The 18,868-nt window shown below is 61.0% G+C and carries 18 protein-coding genes; 17 read left to right on the top strand and 1 reads right to left on the bottom strand.

Going from position 1 to position 18,868, the window contains the following annotated elements; all coding sequences use genetic code 11:
* The first annotated feature begins 77 nt into the window (after positions 1-77).
* The 17 genes from ABIA65_RS00780 to ABIA65_RS00700 all read left to right on the top strand — a co-directional run bounded on the left by ABIA65_RS00780 (position 78) and on the right by ABIA65_RS00700 (position 16,198).
* Positions 78-968 (top strand): ABC transporter permease, encoded by an 891-nt coding sequence (locus tag ABIA65_RS00780; protein WP_371747147.1) that lies wholly within the window; start codon positions 78-80, stop codon positions 966-968.
* Entirely contained in the window at positions 968-1,840 is an 873-nt protein-coding gene (locus ABIA65_RS00775) for an MlaE family ABC transporter permease (protein WP_241401601.1), read from the top strand. The genes ABIA65_RS00780 and ABIA65_RS00775 overlap by 1 nt, the downstream gene beginning before the upstream one ends.
* On the top strand, positions 1,804-2,991 hold the full coding sequence (locus ABIA65_RS00770) for an MlaD family protein (RefSeq protein WP_354522310.1): 1,188 nt from the start codon (positions 1,804-1,806) through the stop codon (positions 2,989-2,991). Before ABIA65_RS00775 ends, ABIA65_RS00770 begins: the two co-directional genes overlap by 37 nt.
* Complete coding sequence (locus ABIA65_RS00765; protein WP_354522309.1) at positions 2,988-3,995, top strand: MlaD family protein; 1,008 nt, start codon at positions 2,988-2,990, stop codon at positions 3,993-3,995. The genes ABIA65_RS00770 and ABIA65_RS00765 overlap by 4 nt, the downstream gene beginning before the upstream one ends.
* Positions 3,983-4,960, top strand: a complete 978-nt coding sequence (locus tag ABIA65_RS00760; protein WP_354522308.1) for an MlaD family protein — start codon at positions 3,983-3,985, stop codon at positions 4,958-4,960. The genes ABIA65_RS00765 and ABIA65_RS00760 overlap by 13 nt, the downstream gene beginning before the upstream one ends.
* On the top strand, positions 4,960-6,057 hold the full coding sequence (locus ABIA65_RS00755; protein WP_241401597.1) for an MCE family protein: 1,098 nt from the start codon (positions 4,960-4,962) through the stop codon (positions 6,055-6,057). Before ABIA65_RS00760 ends, ABIA65_RS00755 begins: the two co-directional genes overlap by 1 nt.
* Positions 6,054-7,049, top strand: a complete 996-nt coding sequence (locus ABIA65_RS00750) for an MlaD family protein (protein WP_241401596.1) — start codon at positions 6,054-6,056, stop codon at positions 7,047-7,049. The genes ABIA65_RS00755 and ABIA65_RS00750 overlap by 4 nt, the downstream gene beginning before the upstream one ends.
* Positions 7,046-8,011 carry an MlaD family protein gene (locus ABIA65_RS00745; RefSeq protein ID WP_354522306.1) on the top strand — a complete coding sequence of 322 codons (966 nt, stop codon included), beginning with the start codon at positions 7,046-7,048 and terminating at the stop codon, positions 8,009-8,011. Before ABIA65_RS00750 ends, ABIA65_RS00745 begins: the two co-directional genes overlap by 4 nt.
* Before the next feature lie 12 nt (positions 8,012-8,023).
* Positions 8,024-8,704: a hypothetical protein gene (locus tag ABIA65_RS00740; protein ID WP_354522305.1), complete on the top strand. Its 681-nt coding sequence runs from the start codon at positions 8,024-8,026 to the stop codon at positions 8,702-8,704.
* Positions 8,705-9,023: 319 nt separating this feature from the next.
* On the top strand, positions 9,024-9,302 hold the full coding sequence (locus ABIA65_RS00735) for a hypothetical protein (RefSeq protein WP_354522304.1): 279 nt from the start codon (positions 9,024-9,026) through the stop codon (positions 9,300-9,302).
* A gap of 62 nt (positions 9,303-9,364) precedes the next feature.
* Entirely contained in the window at positions 9,365-10,105 is a 741-nt protein-coding gene (locus tag ABIA65_RS00730; RefSeq protein ID WP_354522303.1) for an RsiV family protein, read from the top strand.
* Positions 10,106-10,253: 148 nt separating this feature from the next.
* Positions 10,254-11,618 carry an aromatic ring-hydroxylating oxygenase subunit alpha gene (locus ABIA65_RS00725; RefSeq protein WP_354522302.1) on the top strand — a complete coding sequence of 455 codons (1,365 nt, stop codon included), beginning with the start codon at positions 10,254-10,256 and terminating at the stop codon, positions 11,616-11,618.
* Between the two features lie 18 nt (positions 11,619-11,636).
* Positions 11,637-12,137, top strand: a complete 501-nt coding sequence (locus ABIA65_RS00720) for an aromatic-ring-hydroxylating dioxygenase subunit beta (protein ID WP_241401590.1) — start codon at positions 11,637-11,639, stop codon at positions 12,135-12,137.
* A 27-nt stretch (positions 12,138-12,164) separates the two neighbouring features.
* On the top strand, positions 12,165-13,058 hold the full coding sequence (locus tag ABIA65_RS00715) for a VOC family protein (protein WP_241401589.1): 894 nt from the start codon (positions 12,165-12,167) through the stop codon (positions 13,056-13,058).
* Between the two features lie 54 nt (positions 13,059-13,112).
* Positions 13,113-13,952 (top strand): SDR family oxidoreductase, encoded by an 840-nt coding sequence (locus ABIA65_RS00710; RefSeq protein WP_241401588.1) that lies wholly within the window; start codon positions 13,113-13,115, stop codon positions 13,950-13,952.
* A 76-nt stretch (positions 13,953-14,028) separates the two neighbouring features.
* A complete protein-coding gene (locus tag ABIA65_RS00705; protein ID WP_354522301.1) occupies positions 14,029-15,081 on the top strand; it encodes a cupin domain-containing protein in 1,053 nt (350 codons plus the stop codon).
* A 25-nt stretch (positions 15,082-15,106) separates the two neighbouring features.
* Entirely contained in the window at positions 15,107-16,198 is a 1,092-nt protein-coding gene (locus ABIA65_RS00700) for an Ldh family oxidoreductase (RefSeq protein ID WP_354522300.1), read from the top strand.
* Here the strand turns inward: ABIA65_RS00700 and ABIA65_RS00695 are convergent.
* On the bottom strand, positions 16,171-18,801 hold the full coding sequence (locus ABIA65_RS00695) for an AAA family ATPase (RefSeq protein WP_354522299.1): 2,631 nt from the start codon (positions 18,799-18,801) through the stop codon (positions 16,171-16,173). The two genes, ABIA65_RS00700 and ABIA65_RS00695, sit on opposite strands and share 28 nt — an antisense overlap.
* Positions 18,802-18,868: the final 67 nt, after the last annotated feature.

The raw sequence follows: 18,868 nt of genomic DNA, 5'->3' as shown, positions 1-18,868 counted from the left end.
CTCGACCCGAGCGCAATCGCTGTGTTGGCCCAGCCCAACTGGTGCCGACCTGTCTTGGGGTCGCTGGTGATGTGCCAGTGGTAGCGACGCTCGTCCAGGCTTCTGAGACGTCGGAGCCCCAGCAACAGGCGCCGTCTCCTGGTCCTTCGGCATCATCGCGGCTCGCCAAGTCGGTGAAGGTTTTCCTGGGGCGTCCGGTGCAAGCGCTGGGGACCATCGGGCGAGGAGCGAAGTTGACGGGCGAAGTCCTTCGCTTCTGTGTGACCGACACGCTCTCCGCGCGACTGCCGCTGCGCGACTTGATTATTCAAGCCTGGTCGCTCTACAAGGTGACGGCGCTGCCGGCGGTGCTCATGGCCATCCCCTTCGGCGCGATGGTCGCGGTCCAGATCTCGGGCCTCATCAACCAGGTCGGAGCGAGTTCACTGGTGGGAGCGGCGAGCGGTGTGGCGGTCATCAGGCAGGGCACGCCGATAACCGCAGGGCTGCTGATGGGCGGCGCGGCGGCGTCGGCGATCGCTTCCGATCTCGGTGCTCGCGCTGTCCGGGACGAACTCGATGCCCTTCGAACGATGGGCATCAACCCCGTACGGTATCTAGTTGTACCGCGCTTCCTGGCGTTGTTGGTGCTCGCACCGATCCTGTGTGCCGTCATCCTCGCCTCGGCGATCACCGCGTCGTTTCTTCTCTCCCTGGCGGTCAGCGACGCCGCGCCTGGCACGTACTGGCAATCCTTCGGTGCTTTCGCAAAGACAGTCGACGTCTACTTCGCCATCGGTAAGGTGATCGTGTTCGCTGCCATCACCGGGATCGTCTCATCGCTGCGAGGTATGGAAGCGAAAGGTGGCCCCCGCGGCGTCGCGGACGCCGTGAACTCGTCCGTAGTGATCAACGTCGTCCTCATTCTCGTCGTGAATCTCGCGATCACGCAGCTGCAGACCATGTTCTTCCCTTTGCAGGTGGCGTGATGGATGTCGGGTCGTCAACCAGCCAGGCCGAACCGTCCGCCTACTTCAGGCCTTGGCGAAAACTGGCACAAGCAGTGCGCAGACCGTTTGAAGAAGTCGGCCAGTGGCTTGTCTTCATCGGGCAAACCTTCTATTACCTACCGCTGACGGCACGAAAGTACGGTCGCGAGTGCCTCGCCCGAATGATCGACCTCGCATGGGGACGCGGATCGTTGGTCGTGGACGGGGGAGTGATCAGCGTCCTAGTCGTCTTGGGCATCGCGATCGGTGGGATGGTGGCCATCGAGGCGTGGGCGATCTTGAACATGATCGGCTTCGGAGCGCTCGCGGGCATCATCGCCGGCCTCGGCGACGTGCGGGAGATGGCGCCACTCTGCCTTGGAATCGCGTTCGCAGCCCAATGCGGATGTCGACTCACAGCAGAAATCGGATCCATGCGCATCTCGGAGGAGATCGACGCGCTCGAGGTGATGGGGTTGCGGCCCATCCCGTTCGTCGTCGGCACCCGCCTCATTGGTGGCCTCCTGTGCATGATCCCCGGCTACCTGCTGACACTCCTCATTAGTTTCTTCGTCTCGAGCCTGTTGATCGAAGGCATCTACGCGGCTTCCGGCGGGACCTACCAGCACTACCTTGTCCAGTTTCTACCTGTACGAGACATCATCTATTCGACCATCAAAGCGGTCATGTTCGCCACCGCCGTGATCATCATCCACTGCTACTACGGCTATTTCGCGTCAGGAGGACCTGTCGGGGTGGGCCGAGCATCCGGTCGTGCCGTCCGAGCCAGCCTGGTGGCGATCATGACCCTCGACTTCATCATGACCATTGCCCTATGGGGCTTCAAGCCAACGTTCGTATTCAAGGGCTAGGCAACCAGATGACACTGCTTCACACAACAGCCGAATCAGAGAGTCGAACGCTGACGAGAGTCGGTGTGGTCGCCGTTGTAGCCGTAATGGTCGCAGCAGTCGTGTACTTCGCCGTCAACCCGTTCGGCCACAAGAAGGACGTCATTTCGGTCGCGATCGAAACGACATACGTCGGTCAAGGAGTAGCCACCGGCACCCCGTTGATCATGCACGGCGTGAAGATCGGCGAAGTGACGGACGTATCGAGCCTTTCCGGTGGTGGGGTTCGACTGACTACGGACTTGCAGTCAAAGCCAACCCGTGGACTCACCGACGCAATGTCGATCGACTATCGGCCATCGAACTACTTTGGTGTTACAGGGATTAATATCACACCGGTACAGGACGGCAGTCCGCTCCGGGACGGCATGGAGATCAATGTCGCCCCTCAAGGCAACTACAGCTTGCAGACACTGCTGTATCGGTTGGGCGAACTGTCGAACGGGGTGTTCGACCAAAGACTGGTAAGCGTCATCGATCGCGCGACACGGTATGTTGACGGTCTCAATCCGCTGCTCGAAACCGCGCTCGTCGTGGCGAATTCCGTGGCCGTCGTGCAGACGGTTAGCACGGAGCAGCTTCTGCGCAACACGACCGGTATCAGCGTGGCGTTCCCGGGCTACATCGAAGCGTTGATCCGTACCGGTGATCTGGTGCTGAACACGTACCCCAACACTCTCACGCCGGAGACTGCCGACGAGGTCGAGAAGAAGTGGAACTTCTTCCCGGCGTTGGGCGAAGCCAACCAGCGCCAGTACCGCGAGAACGTACAGCTGTGGCTGGCGAACAGGGACAACGACGTCTGGTACGACAACCACCTCATTCCGACGATGACCAATGCACAGAATGAACTCTTCACACCAATCGGCGTGTTGCTGTCCTCTCACGTGGAGGACCTGTTCCCGGTTATCGAGAGCGTGAGGGCGCTGACCGACACAGTCCCGAAGGTGCTGAGCGCTGAGGCCTTTGCGACCACCATCACCGAGATCCGGTCGCGGTTCGAGCGCATGTACGCGGGCTCGGGTGAGCAGCGTGCGCTGCAAGTGAGGATAATCTTGGACCAGCTTCCAGGCGTCGCAGCACCACTCGGAACAATGATGGGTCCGTCTTGATTACGGCCAGGGGTGCGGCGTGGCGGGTTGCAATCGCCGCTGTCGTGAGCGGATTTCTACTGGTCACGATTGGCAACGAACTGAGCCATCCCCTCGACGCTCCCAGCACGACATACCACGCTGAATTCACCGACGTTTCCGGCCTCATGAACGGAGCCGACGTACGCGTCCGGGGTGTTCGAGTGGGCAAGGTGAGTGACATCGCCCTGGAGCGGTCTGGCGACGGGCGAAGTCTCGCCGTCGTGAACTTCACCCTGGATCAGAGATTCAGCATAGTGCGGGAAAGCCGCCTCGCCGTTCGATACCAAGCCCTCACTGGGCTGCGTTACGTCGATGTGCAGAACCCCGTACAAGGGCAGACGGCCCCGAATCGAGTCATCGACGTTCCGACCACTATGACACTGCCGTCATTCGACATCACGGTCCTATTCAACGGTCTTCAACCAGTGCTCGCCACCCTCAGCCCGGATGAGATCAACACGTTCACTGACAACGCAGTCGCATTTCTTCAGGGCGACGGGAGTGGGCTAGGACCCATGCTCGACAGCATTCGCAACCTCACTGCATTCGTTTCCGATCGTCAGGAGGTTGTCTCGACGATCATGAACAACCTGGCCGCCCTCGCCGACGGCGTCAACGGTCGTTCCCACCACCTGATCCAGATTCTCAACGAGCTCGATACCCCGATCCGCGGAGCGATTGCGGTGCTGGATGAGTTTCGGAAGTCGCAGATCGCCGGAGCGGATTTCACCCGAGCAGTCGTTCATCTGCTCTCGGCAGCGGGCATCAGGCCGGGCGTCGATGCTGACAGGGCTTTGGACAGGGCTATCACCAACGCCTATGACGCGATCGACGTCGTGAAGAGGACTCCCGTAATCTGGGAGAACCTCCCACCACCTCCAGAGGCTGGTGCGCCCGTACCGTGCTCGCGCGGTCGGGTCCAGCTTCCGGAAGCAATGGACGTGCTCTTGAATGGTCAGCGGGTGGTGCTATGCAACAAGTGAATACGGTACGACGCGAGCGACTTTGGGGCGCCACGCTGGTGGCAATCGTCGCGATCATCGGGATAGTTGCAGGCGCGATCTACGTCAGCCCGCCTGACGAGAAGATCGTCACCTTTTACACGGACGACGCGGCTTCGATACGCCCGGGCGACACCGTCCGGATAGCCGGCATTGTGGTGGGTGACGTCAAAGACCTTGCGATCGAGCCGAGTCAGATCCGAGTGCGGACCAGCGTGAAGCGTGATGCCTTCGTTGGTGATCAGTCACAAGTGCAGGTGCGCATGCTCACGGTCGTCGGGGGCTACTTCGTAACGATTATTCCGCTCGGTGACGCGGAGCTCGGCGCACGTCCGATTCCGAAGGAGCGAGTGACAATGCCGTACAGCCTCGTCGAGACACTCGCGGACACCACGAAGATCACCGATGACGTTGCTCCGCAACCGATCAAAGACTCCCTGGATCAGTTGCAACAGGGCTTGACGGGTAGCAACACCGATTCGGTTTCAGCTGTACTCGACGCGGCCAACTCCATAGTCAATACGATGGATAGGCAACGCGGTCAGATCTCAAAGATACTCAGGATGTCTGACGAGTACGTCCAAACCTTGACGGACTACCGCGGTCAACTCCAGGAGTACATACGCAAGATCGCGATTCTTGAGGGCACGCTGGTCCTGTACGGCAAAAGTTTCGCCGATGCGCTCCAAGGAATCGGTGCGGTCGTGCAGGCGGCGAAGTACGGTCTGCTGAAGATGTACTTCACCAATCGCAAGGACTTTCTCGATCGAATGGAAGGAATCCTCACCGAGTTTCGGACGATACAGAGCCGCAACGGAGTAATGGTGCGAGTGCTCGGCCGCGTCCACGACCGAATGGAACGCGCCATCGGCAACCAGAACACGTACATCCGCCCTGAACTGCTGGCCACGGACATCTGCGTTCCGGTCCACGGGAGTCCCTGCTGATGTCGTCGCTATCGCGTTCGGTGGTTCGCACCGTTTCAGCGTGCACGGTAGGCGCCGTGGTACTGACCACAGTTGTCACCTCATGCGGTGCACGGCAGCACAACCAGGGTGCTGAGTTCTGTGCCGTCATGTCCGACAGCGTCGGCCTGTATGTCGATAACCCTGTGACCCAGATGGGTTATCGAATCGGAACAGTCTCGAACATTACGCCGCGAGATGCCGACGTCGAAGTGCGCTTCACGATCGATGTCGATCATCCGATACCTGAGGATGTAAAGGCTGTAATCCGATCGACTTCGATCCTGGCGGATCGCTCGCTCGAACTCGTCGGCAACTTCAGCGGTGGGCCGAAGCTCGTGGCTGGACGGTGCATCCCGCGTAGCCGCTCGGCTACACCGTTGAGCATTTCGCAGGTAATCGGTTCCGCCACGAACTTCGTGAACGGAATCAACCCCTCTCAGTCGACGAACATTCAGGACGCACTCAGCGGAATGGACAAAGCGGTTCGCGGAAACGGACCCGCGCTCAACAACTTACTCAGCACGTCGTCTGAGCTGCTCGACAGCCCTGACCAGTCGATCGCCGACATCGGCTCGATCGTCAAGAACGTTGTGCAACTGACCGACATGTTGCGCGAAACCAGCGCTCCGCTGAAGGAGATTCTGCTGGACATGCCCAACACCACGCCCAATCTAGTCAATGCACTTCGCGGTACGAACGGATTGACGAACACGATCACCGAGCTGATTCTGATGGTCAACGATATCGAACTGACACTCGGCGACGACATCCAGCTCGGCCTGGACACCACCGCGGATACGTTGCGGCATCTGAGCCCGCATTACAAGGGTTTCGCAAACATGCTCAACCCAGTGCCGCGCTGGATCAACACGATGTCGTACCACGCCAACAACCACCAGTTCGCTCTGATTGCCTGGAGCCCACCCCTCTTCCGTATTCGGACGCCGGATGGACTGGCTCTGTGCGGCATGATGAACGCGTCCATGCCGGGTAGCTGTGCGGATGTTAACGGGCAGCCTCACGCAGTGGACGTCGCACTGCTGCAGTACGTGTTGATGGAGGCTCAGCGACGATGAGAACTCGAATTACATTGAGCTTAGCGATAATCGGGACCACCCTCAGCACGGTCGCCTGCGCATCAGTCAGCGCGAACTCGATCCCCTTGCCCGGATCTTCCTATGGCGGCGGCTATGACATCACTCTCGAGTTCGCCAATGTGCTGAATTTGCCAGATCAGGCAAAGGTCCTCATGGACGGTACGAAAGTGGGTTCCGTAACGGCGATCCAACTGACCGATCGTGGGGTGGACGTGACCTCACACATCGATGAGAACGTCGTCGTGCCATCCGACATCCACGCTGTTCTGCAGCAGGGCACCGTGCTCGGCGACACCTATGTCGCTCTCGAACGCAACGCCGACGCCGCCGCGACCGCCGCAGCACTCGATGCGGGGGGACGGGTCCCATTGACCCAGACGACCCCGTCGCCGCAGCTTGAGGACACTCTCGCCAGTCTTGCGAACTTCATCGGCAGCGGATCGATCCAGCGCGCGCAGAACACGGTGATCAAAATCAACGCAGTGACACCCCCGCGTCCCGAGGTGCAAGAGATCGCTTCGAGAGTTGCAGTAGACCTGTCAGATCTGTCGAGCAACGTCGACAGCGTCGACAAGTGGCTTAACGGGGTGGCCGACACGAGCAATGTACTCCACAGCTACACACCGAAGCTGCAGTACTGGTTTAGCGACGAGGGCGTGATGGGATTCCACCACTTCTTCCCACTCTCTCACTACCTGGCAACGCTCCTGCCGAGCCTTGGAACGATCTACAACAACGGCTACTGGCTGGTCCCGGTGTTCGAATCTGGCGCGAATGCCCTTGAGGCGTTGCAGCATTCAAAGTACGCGTTCGATGAGGAAGTACCGCGCTGGTACGACTTGATCAAGAACTACTACCTCCCGGAGAGGAAGTACCCGGCGATAAACATCACCTCGATCGTGGGTCCTGATGGACGAGAACTATCTGGGAACGTCGAACAGGTTCTACGCATGCTCGGAGCGCTGCAATGAGGTCGAAGCCCCTTCTTAGTATTGTCACATTCGCGGCATTTCTCGCCGTCATCGTTGTGTTCGTCACGTACATCGGGTCATTGGGTGTGCGGATCTCGCCGCCAACGGACCGTACCAATCTGTCGATGGACGTCGCCAACATTAACAATCTGGTCGTCGATGCAAGTGTCCTGCTGCGCGGTGTGCGTGTGGGGAAGGTCACGGCGATCGATGCCACGACATCGAATGCGACAGTGCACTTCTACGTCGACGGGCAGTACCGGATCCCGGAGGACTCGGACGTCCGCCTAGAGAACCTATCCGCACTCGGCGAGTCCTATATCGAACTGGAGCCACTCAGCAGCGGTGGTCCCGTACTGCGCGACGGTCAACGCATTGCCTCGGACACCGTCAAGGAGAGCCCGTCGATTTCCGAGCTGGGCGCCAGTGTCGTACGTGTGCTCAACCAGATGGACCCACAGCAATTGAACAACGTCATCAACGAGGCGGACGCGGGGCTTCCGCCCCCCGATCTGGTGCTGCCCAACCTCGCTCGTACCAGCATGCTGCTGCGCAACACGACAGCCGATCTCAACGGTCAGGGCCGAGCGATGCTCAGAAACTTTCAGGCGCTGCTGGAGAACGCGGGCTTCGTCGGGCAGGCGCTTGCCGATGCTGCGCCGCCGATCCGTGCGCTGGGAACCAGGATCAATACGGTCTTCAACGACGGCTACAACCAGGTCATGATGGGCGTTAACCCTGGAAACATTCTCATCTTTTCGGCGTTCGTCGGCCGAATCCAGAAGTTCCTCGACAACCGCGGCGTTGACTTGCGGGTTCTCGGCGAAGCGACATCGGCCAACGTGAAGCTGATCGCTGCGGCGATAAGAAATCTGGATAGCAGCCAAATACTGGCGAATCTGATCGCGACGGTTCCTGAAGACGGGGCCATCGACCTACACGTCGCAATTCCACCGGGATAGGAGGCGGTCTCAATGCCGCAGTTGCATATCAAGGACGACGCAGCGGAAATCGAAGAACGCGACAAGCTTCGGGAAGCCGTTGATCCGGCTGAAGTCGAGGCGACCGCAGGAGCCGATGAAGCCGATGATGGCATTCGCGAGAACCGGGGCAAGTCCGCGAAGTCCAAGCGACGGTCGATCTCCATTTCGATCCGCGCGCTCCTAGTCGGCGCTGTGATCATCGGTCTGCTCGCAGCGGCCGGCGTCACCACATGGCTGTACCTGGGTGCTAAGGCGCAGCTGGACGCACAGGCGAGACAGGCAGCCGCGACCAGCCGGGCAGAGCAAATCGCGCTCGACTACGCCGTCGGCGCAGCGAAGATCGACGCGAAGGACCTGGGCCCGTGGAAGACCGAGCTCGTGAGGGGGACGACACCCGAGCTCAAGGACAAACTCAGCAACGCGGCGACCTCGATGGAGCAGATTCTCGTTCCATTGCAGTGGAATTCGACCGCCGTACCGCTCGTGGCCAAGGTTCGGTCGGACGACAACGGAACCTACGTGGTCGACACATTCGTCAGTGTTCAGACGAAGACCGTGCAAGCGCCCGAGGGACTGGAGTCGACCGCCACCTACAGCATCACGATTGACAGCAATCATGACTGGCAAATCAGCGAAGTGGGTGGGGTCGGTGCAGTCGTCGGGCAGAAGTAGCCGCATCGGCAATACGGGGCCAAGCGAGAATGTGGCCGCCGCTGTAATGCTGCACAGCAAATGGTTTCGGCGAACCCGAGCCTGTGCAACGAGTGTTGTCGTCGTGTGCTCAACGCTGGTCCTCGCGCCGACGTCGACAGCGGACACGACTGAGGATCTGAAGGCAGCTGTCGATGCGGCCCGAAGTGCCACGGGGTGCCCCCCTTTCCAGTTCGACGCAATTCTGAACGAAGTGAGTCAGCGCGCAGTTCGCGAATCGGACGGCTGGGTGAGCCACACGGGTAAGGTCCTACCGGTATCGGATACCAACGTGCAAGGCGTGCCGAGTGTTACGCAAGCACTGCGGGATGTCGGCTACAACCCCTCCAAGGTCAGAATGCTCTCTGGGTACGGCGACGCGAACACAGGCGGTCACGGCGGAAACGAGACGAAAGCGGTCACAGCGGTCGTCCTCCAAGGGCTGGGCTTCGAAGTCTTCTCCGACTGCGGTTATACGAAGTACGGGTTCGGAGCTCTGAGCAATGACAGTAGTCAGGGCTGGCCGTCGGCGGCACCGAGGAGCTACAGCGTCACCGCGGTGGTCGTGGCGGGCGACTAATCTCAGTCCCCCCGACGATCCGCTGCAGTACGCACGTGTTGGATTCTGCGAAAGGCGAGACGATGCGCACCACCGGGATAGCTGTGGCAGCTGTGATCATCGCGCTGCCGTTGCTGAGTACCGCGCCTGCGGCTGCCGCGCAGTCGCCGTGTACCGACATGGGAGGCAATGTGCAGTCGGGAGATGTCTGCCATGCGCTGGAGATAGCTCCCGAGTACACGATCGATCTGCGTTTCGGCATCGGCCACCCGGAAGACGGGGCCGTCGCCGCCTACCTGGCTCAGGAACGCAATCGAGTGATCGGGTTGGCGCGAGCGCCGGGCGCGACGAAGCTCCCCTACAGCCTATTGGTCACCTCAGTGTCCACCAGTTCTGGTCAGCCGCAACAAACCACACAGGGATACAACACCAACGCGATTCCCAGCACACCGCAGACGGGTACGCGAAGTCTTGTGCTTAAGATCCTCGCCGACATCGAATCAGCCCGGTCGGACAGCATCTACAAGAGCTTCACATTCGATTTCGATCAGAATCGCCCTGTGACACTCGACGACCTGTTCGAGCCCGGTGTCGACCCCGTGGACGTTCTTTCGCCGCTGGTCGCTGCAGATCTGACGCGACAGTTCACGATAAGAGGTTTCACCGTGTCGAACGGCATTCGAAGTCCGGCCACCTACCGTAGTTTCGCGATCACCGATGACGCCGTGGTGTTCTATATAGACCAGTCGGCTGTCCTTCCCGCCGCGGTCGGCGGAGTGATATCAGTCGTTCCGCGAGCCAAGATTCCTCCACTGAAGATCTAGGTGAGCTTGCCGTGCCTGAATACTGCGGCACTGCATCATGATTGAAGGTCGTCAACGCGCGTGCCTATCTGCATGGTCGAAAAGTCTGCGCATTGGGGTGGGCGGGCAGAAGGAGAGTAGTCCCTACTCCTGACAGCATCCTCTGTCGATGTTTGACTCGATACCAGTAATGCTCTCGCCGATCGAGGACAAGGCACCGATGTCAACTCAACAGCCCCCATTCGTCATCGACGACCGCGCCGCGTCGAGCTTCCGGATCAACCGGGAAGTCTTCGTGTCGCCCGACGTTCTTGCACAGGAACGCGCCCAGATCTTTGACCGTTGCTGGCTCTTCGTCGGTCACGAATCCGAGATCCCAGCACCGTTCGACTTCCGCACCCGCAAAGTGGGCGGCCGACCCGTGATCTTCACACGCGACAAGCAAGGCGATGTGCAGGTTCTGTACAACTCATGTCCCCACCGAGGAGCGGAAGTCTGCCGAGAGGATCAGGGCAATAAAAAGATTCACACGTGCTTCTACCACGGGTGGAGCTTCGATTCGAACGGTCAGTGTGTTCTGGTCCCCGATCAAGCCTCTTATGGCGAGGACTTCAGCCGTCCCGGATTGCGCAGGCCGGCGAAGTTCGAGTCGTATCGAGGGTTCGTGTTCGCCAGCTTCAACGACGAGATCGAAGATCTTGCGACCTACCTCGGGGATGCCAAGGATTGGATCGATCTGCTGTGTGACAAGTCCAGCGAAGGTCTCAGGGTTGCGCAGGGAACGCATGAGTACTCGATACGCGCCAACTGGAAGCTTTTGGTGGAGAACAGTATCGATGGATATCACGCCGCGACCACCCACCCGACGTACTTCGAGATGCTGATCGCTTCGGGTGTAGACCTGGCGAAGCTAATGGCGACGGTCAAGAACACCTCGGGCGGGAACCGTGGATGCTTCGATCTCGGAAACGGGCACAGCCTCGTTGGTGGGGCGAACCTAGGCATCGGGATGGAGCTCGGCAACCCCGAGGCCGAGGCGAAAGTCGCCGCCAATCAAGCGCGAATCATCGATGAGTACGGCGCGGTACGGGGGGACCAGGTCAACACATGGGGCGGAAACATGTTCATCTTTCCCTCGCTGCTGTTGATCTGGACCGACTTCGGGATCCTAATCCGCACGCTGCAGCCGATTAACCCGGACTACCTCGAAGTCACCGGTTGGGAACTGCGGATCCCAGAGGAGGGTAAGGAGGCCGGCGAACTGCGGGGCCAAAGCTACTTGGCGTTCTGGGGTCCCGGCGGATTGGCGACGCCAGACGACGTGGAGGCGCTGGAGTCCTGCCAGCGAGGATTCGGAACCGGCGCCCAGTCGGTCTGGTCCGACATATCCCGCGGCATGGCGAGAGACCAGGCCGCTATGGACGACGAGTTGCAGATGCGGCTCTTCTGGCGCAGATGGAACGAGCTTATGACCGGGGAGCCGGCGGCACCAGAGCCAGGCGGCCTTTCACTTCCGCGTCCGGTGGACGTCTGACCAGGACGAGGCGAAGACATGGAACTCAGCAGCGTCAAGGCCAAGCTCAACCGCACAGATGCCGAAGACTTCCTCTACGAGGAGGCCGCGTTACTCGACGACTGGCGGCTACGTGAATGGCTGGATCTCTTCACAGATGACGGCAAGTACCAAATCCCGTCCCCATCGAATCCGAAAGCTGAAGCGGCGGACAGCCTCTTCCTGATCAATGACAACCGGTTCATGATCGAGCAGCGGGTTAATCGGCTACTTCAGCCGAACGGGCACGCCGAGTTTCCGCACTCCCGCACCCGTCGGCTCATCACCAACGTTCGTATCAGGGAGGCAGAGGGGGATCTGGTCTCGGTGGAATCCAATTTCGCGGTCTATCGGACGAGATTTGCCGAGAGCATTCTCTTCGTCGGCCGCTACGAACACTCGTTGTTGATGCAAGACGGTGAGCTGAAAATCCGGCGGCGCCGGGTAACCCTCGATCTGGATGCGCTGAGGCCGCAACGGTCCGTCAGCATCATCGTCTAACCGGCCAGTTCAAGAAAGGGGCATGTGATGGAGAAGGGTTTGATTCAGGGCCTGGGCTACGTGGCGCTGGCTACCGATGATCTCGACGCGGCCTTGCAGTTCTACACCAGGGTCGGACGATTCCGGGTATCCGAGCGACGGGACAAGACGGCCTTCCTGCGGGGTGGCGGCACCGCCCATCACTGGCTCCGGCTTGATGAAGCCGACCAGTCGGCCTGCTCACGTGTGGCGTACCGGGCTGTGAACGAGCAGGCGCTGGAAGAGGTGACCAAGCGGCTCGACGACTGGGGCATTCCCTGGGCCGAAGGCGGTAGCGCGGAAGAGGATCGAGTTTCGCGTTGGGTGCGTTTCCACGATCTGAACGGCATGGAGTTCGAGGTCTACATCGACATGGTCGAACTGCCGTTGGCCGGGTGGTCCACCGGAGTCACGATGCAGGAATTGCTGCACGTCGGGTTCTACGTCGAAAGTGCGGCCGTATCAGAACGCTTCTACCGCGAGGTTCTTGGGTTCAAGACCTCCGATCGCGTCGAGGGCGTGGTTTCCCTGTTGCGCGCGGAGAACCAGTTCCATCACTCGCTGGTTCTGCTGCAGTCGTCGGACTCGATCGGCAAGCTCGACCATTTCTGTGTCGAAGTCGAGTCGATCGACGATGTCATGCGCGCCCGCAACAATGCGGTCCGAGCGGGAATGACCCTACGAAACGACCTCTTACGGCATTCGATGTCGGGGTCCATGGGCGTCTACGTGGTGGATCCGAAGCACGGCAACTCGATGGAGTTCTGCCACGGGCATTGCAAGATCACTGATCCGGATTACCGGCCGCGTTCCCTGAAGCCGAGCCTGGACCTACTCGACATGTGGCAGACAGATCTTCCTGAGATCCCCATCCCTGCAGCAAGTTCCTCCTCACGCCTGTGATCGTTTGAGTCCGCCGAGTCTCGACATCCCCAAGACCTGGAGTTAGAAGCAAACATGCTATTCAGCAATCGAACAGCCATAGTCACCGGCGCAGCGCACGGGATCGGATTGGCCATCGCGCAGCGACTGCAGGCCGAGGGCGTTCGGTTGGTTGTGGGGGATATCGACGGCGACAAGCTGAAGGGTGCGGTCGAGGCACTCGGTGGCGGCGCTGACGTGATCGGTGTGGAGGTCGATCTCTCGACCGGAGACGGCGCAGCCTTGCTGTTACAGGAGGCTGTCACCGGATTCGGGGGAGTGGACATCTTGGTGAATAACGCCGGCGGCGGTGTCATTAGACCTACGCTGCAGCACACCGAGGAGACGCTACGCGCGACACTCGATCGAAATCTCTGGACGGTTCTGCACTGCACTCTTGCTGTTCTTCCGCACATGGTTGAGCGGGGTTACGGCCGGATAGTCAACATCGGTGCGGAGTCGGTTCGTAACGGCCTCTACATGCACGCGGTGTACAACGCGGCCAAGGGTGGGGTCCACGGGCTGACGACCGGGCTGGCACGAGAGTTCGCCGAGAACGGGATCACCGTCAACACCGTCGCCCCTGGATCAACGAAAACCCCGGCGGTAGCCGCACTCCTGAGCCGGCTAGAAGGTGAAGTCGCGGCAAGTGGTCAGGGTTCGGATGGGCCGACGGGCACCGCGGGGGAGATGATCCTGGGTATTCCGGCCGCGGAGATCCTCGAGGTCGAGCGCAGGACTGTCGCCCTCATCCCGATGGCACGGCACGGCACTGTGGAAGAGATCGCATCGGCAGTGACCTATCTCGCTTCCGACGAAGCGAGCTTCGTGACCGGCCAGGTGCTGAGCGTCAACGGAGGAAGCTCGATGCTCTGACGTAGGACTTGGTCGCCGTCTCGAATTCATTGAGACATCAGTTCATAAAACCCATTCGTTCGTTGAGGAGCCTGTTGTGTCGGTTGTCAGGGATGTATCCGTCAGTGCTGAGCCCGATGTGATGGCGGGTCGGTTGTCCGATCCGTTCAGCATCCCGTTCTCCGAGTTCTGGGCGGCGGAGTTGTTCGGCTACGTCGGATACTTCGTTCGATGGCTGACTCCGGACAATGCGCAGTTCCTCTCGAACTTCGCCGGGTCGTTCCCTGACAAGCAGAAGCTGGTGCACACTCACCCAGGCAAGGACAGCATCATCGTGTTCCTCGAGGGGGAAGCCGATTTCCTGATCGGCGGACAGCAGCGGATCAAGGCCAGGCCCGGTGATGTGTTGCTCTCGCCCGGCGGTCGGCCGCACGGGATGCAGAACACCGGGGTGAACGTGTGCCGGTGGATCTACATGGAGGGTCCCCTGCCGTTGACTACGGAATTCCCAACCTGCGAGTGCACCCTGTACCCACTGGCCGACCCCGAGAACCCGATAACCGGTGGCGCAGTCGGTAGTTTCGGGCGCAGCGGGAACTCCAACATTTTCGCGTCCGGCGGCCCGGTCACCCGGTCAGAGGTGGCCTGGCAGGACAAGGAGCCGGGAGACTGGCTGGTTGAGCCGGGGTTGTTCCCGGCACTTTCCAGTGAGGTGACGGGGCGGCTATTCGATCGCGTGCCGGGCCGCACTTTCTCGGCCCTCGACGTCAAGGATCAGGTTCGGATCGGTGCGGGATTCTCCTCGCGAGTGCACATCCCGGCCTACGAGCACGCTCAGCTGGCCGTCGTGACCCATACCGTTACGGGCGAATTGCCGTTGCATCGCTACAGCGGCGCCGATCAAGTGGTAGTGATGTTGGACGGCCAAGCCGAGTTCTCCTGGATCGGCTCTGACGATGGATCGGTCGAGCGACGTGAATTCCATTCAGGAATGGTGGGTTTCGTTGTCAACGGTGAGTCGTACGGGGTGCGCAACCTCGGGGATCGCCCGGCCCGCCTGCTCTCGGTGGTAGGGCCTGTGACGCCTGACAACAGCGCGATCATCTGGCCTCGGGGAGAGCAACCCGGCGACTGCGCCACCGAATCCTGACGACGACGAGAACGGCTGATAGATCATGATACGTCTGCGCCCAGAAGACCTTGAAGACTTCGCTTGCAACCTGCTGATCAAAGCGGGCGCTCGTGAAGAGGACGCGGCAATACAGGCTCGCCAACTACTTTGGGCCAGTCTGCGTGGCCACGACTCACATGGAGTCGGCCACCTGCCGCTGTACGCCATGATGTATCTCGGCGAGGATCCGTTCGGTGTCGGCCTGCCTCCGGTCAATACGACTGGAGATTGGGAGGTCACTAGGGAGTCCGCATCGGCGGCATCCATCGACGGCAAGGGCTGCCCCGGTCAAGTGGTGACCTACCACGCCGCGGAACTCGCCATCCGGAAGGCTCAAGAGACGGGTGTCGGTGGTGTAACCGTCAGCAATATGACTCACAACGGGAGTTTGGGTTACTACGCCGAGATGGCGACGCAGGCTGATTGTATCGGGATCGTGCTCACCAATTCGGGCGCAATGAGTGCTCCGTTCGGCGGCGCCGACCGCATGTTGGGGACGAACCCCGTCGCGATCGCGGTGCCCGGCGACGAAGAGGGCCCGCTGGTCATCGATATGGCGACCACCGCCATCAGCATCTTTGGAGCCCTTGGGCTGGCCGGCTCGGGGCAGGCTTTCCCGCCGCGGACCGTACTCGACGACAATGGTGACTTCACTGCCGACACAAAGGAGTTCGCTCTCGGCCGCGGCTCGGACCCGAAGGGATCCCTGGCAAACTTGAGCGGGGATCACAAAGGCTACGCGATACAACTCGCAGTCGAGATGATAGCCGGCCTGCTGGCTGGTCTGTGCACCGGAAATGACTCGATGAGGACGACCCTTGTGTCCTCGTTCGTGCTCGCCCTACACGTGCCTGCTTTCCAGGACCGTGATGCGTTCCTGCACAGCGTCGACTCCCGACTGCGTGCGATCCGATCGTCACGCAAGAACAATGTCGATGGCGAGATCCTCATTCCCGGTGACCGCGGCTTCAGGACCGAAGCTGAGCGCCGGCAGAGCGGCATCCCAATACTGGACGCCTATTGGGCGCCCATGGAAGGTTTGGCTCGCAAGCTGGGGGTGGAGCTGCCTCAGGCACTGAATGCGTCAGCAAGCTGATGCCGGCTGGACAGCCCGAGTTTCGTATAGACGTGTTGCAAGCGGTTTTCAACTGTGCGGACTGAAAGTCCCAATTCGTCCGCGATTTCACGATTCGAGCGAGCAGCCGCGGCCAGCAGTGCGGTTTCGTACTCGCTTGCTGTCAGAGTTGCTCGCAGGCTGGCGGACTGGAGGGCAGGAGTGTCTGCACCCTCGCACTGGCCGGCCAGCCCTGCTGCACGATTCTGCGCTGCGGCCGCCCGGCGCCCGAACCCCGCCTTGATCCAAGCCGTCGCTGCGTCAGCCGCCGCTTCGGCGGCCAGGAGTTCCGATCCCAACTCTTCGAATCCCTCGGAAGCAGCTTCCAACCCGCCGGCGTCGCTGGTGGCCAACGCGACTGTGTGGGCGGTCCGCAAACGGGCCAGTGGGCCGTCCACCTGAACGGCTGCGTTGATGAGTCGCTGCTCGACATTCTTCGCTCGTCCCACCCGGGCAAGCGCGTGCAGCGCGTTGAGGGCGCCGACGGTGTCTCCGATGGACTCTCCGAGCGCTGCGGCTTCCTCGAACATTCGCCGGGCCCCGGCCAGATCACCGGCTGCTGCTGTGGCCCAGGCGCGGGCCTCTACGATCTCAACTGCCTTGTGCATGCTGAGCGGTAGCTCGAAGCCATCGATCGCGGCCAACGCGTCTTCGCACTCTTGAACACGTTTCCCGAGCGCGCAGGCCAGCGCGAGTTCTTGCAGCCCATCGCGGACAAATGTCGTGAGGTCGAGTTGCCGGAATATCGTCGTGGCCTCCCTCGCGTAGTGGGAGGCACGTTCGATCATGCCGCGTGTCCGCAGGACTCTCGCTAGCTGCAGAGCGAAGTGCGCTCGTTCCTCGACTGAACGTTCTCGAACACTACGTTCATACTGTGTGTTGGCGAGGCTCTCGGCTTCCTTGAGTCTTCCTGCGCATATGAGGAATTCACATTGGACAGGAACGAACAGATGCGGGTACTCGAACCTGCTGCTGAGTGCGCGCTGCGCCGTCTGCGCGCGATCGATCAGTTTCATCCCCTCCTCGAGCCGACCCATTCGGCTGAGTCCGAAAGCCTGGGCCACACAGGCCAACACGAAGGCTCTGCCCTGTGCGTGAGCCATCAGATCCTGGGCTGCCTCCGCGGATACTCGGGGTCCCTCCGCGGCCAGCAGTGCCCAGCAACGCAACGCCAGGATCTCATCGGCCAGGTGCCGATCGTTGACGGACTGCAGTACTTCCTGCGCGATTCGCAACCCGTCCGACGGACCGACACTCCACGTCGCATTGCGCATCCGCGTCAACGCGATCTGGCAGCGTTGCTCGTCATTGACCGCCGAAACACTCAGCGCTGTCAGAATCGACTCTGCTTCTGCAGACTGACCGCGCCGGCTGGCGAGTTGCCCCAGCAGCAGCCGTCCCTCGAAGCCCGCTCCGACCTGTACAGCCGCTCTGGCCAGCCGCTGGGCCAGGGCGAGGTCGTATGACCAGCGCGCCGCCCTGGCAGCTGCCATCAGCAGATCGGGACTGCCGCCGCCGGCCTCGAGACGCCACGTCCCGATGCGCAGCACATCGGTGCGGCGCCGAGCGCCGTTGGCTTCCACGGCTTCTGCGAGAAGCCGTGAGAGTTCGCGCCTACGGGCGTCGGGGATCTGTCCGCGCACCACCTGACCGTATAGGGGATGGGCGGGGCGAACTTCCAAGCGACGACCGTCGAGTCGGGTTGTCAGAATGTCTTTGGCTTCTAAGGTTTCGAGCGCAGTCGCGTCGGGACACAATGACAGCTCACCCGATGCCAGTGGCTCGCCGACGGCGACCAGTTCGAGCAGCGCTCGCTCGTCTACCGACAGGTTGCTCAGCCTGCTGTCGATGAGTTCGACCAGTCTGATCGACGGTGAGAGTGGACCCGTCAGTTTCCACATGCCGTCGTCGAACAGGAGTGTTCCGTCCTCGATCGCGCCGTGTACGAGCTCGCGCAGGAACAGGTAGTCACCTTGACACCGCGAATAGAACTCGGTGGCGAGAGCTCCGTCAAGGTGACCGTCGAGGACAGCGGAGAGGAGGCTCTCGATGTCCTCGCTCGCAAGGCTTTGCAACTCGACGCGATCGACCAACTCGTTCTTCCAGAGCGCGGTCAGCGGCTCCGGGGCAGGCTCGCGCGCTTGTATGGTGGCGAGCACCACCGCTTCGTTGCGGATGACGATCTGCGAGATCAGCACCGCCGACGCATCGTCCAGAAGGTGGGCATCGTCGATGAAGAGAACGGCGCGGCGTCCCCGACCCCGTGAGACGAGTGTCGCCGCCGAGCGGCGGAGGCGTTCGCCCCAGTCCTCAATGGGTCGACTGTCGTACTCGCTGCCGCCACCGTGATCCGGTGGCAACAGCTGCGCAAGAACACCGAAGGCTAGTCCCTGTGATGCGCGGGTGGCCATCGCACGTGCCACCGAAAGGCCGGCCCCCTCAGCTCTTGTGATGCATTCGAGCGCGAGACGCGTTTTCCCCGAGCCGGATGGTCCGGCCACCACGACTCCACGAGCCTTGGGGTCCATCAGCGATGTGCAGACACGCTCAACCTCGGCGTCACGTCCGACAAAGGGCCAGTCCATCGCTCAACAGCGCCGCAGCGCCCTTGTCAGGTGTTCATCCGCAGCTGGCACGATGTCGCATCGACGT

This window comes from Mycolicibacterium sp. 624 (assembly GCF_040548615.1).
In the GTDB taxonomy this organism is placed as follows: Bacteria; Actinomycetota; Actinomycetes; order Mycobacteriales; family Mycobacteriaceae; genus Mycobacterium.
The sequence above is the reverse complement of the archived record's forward strand: the minus strand, read 5'-3'. Positions and strand labels throughout refer to the sequence as shown.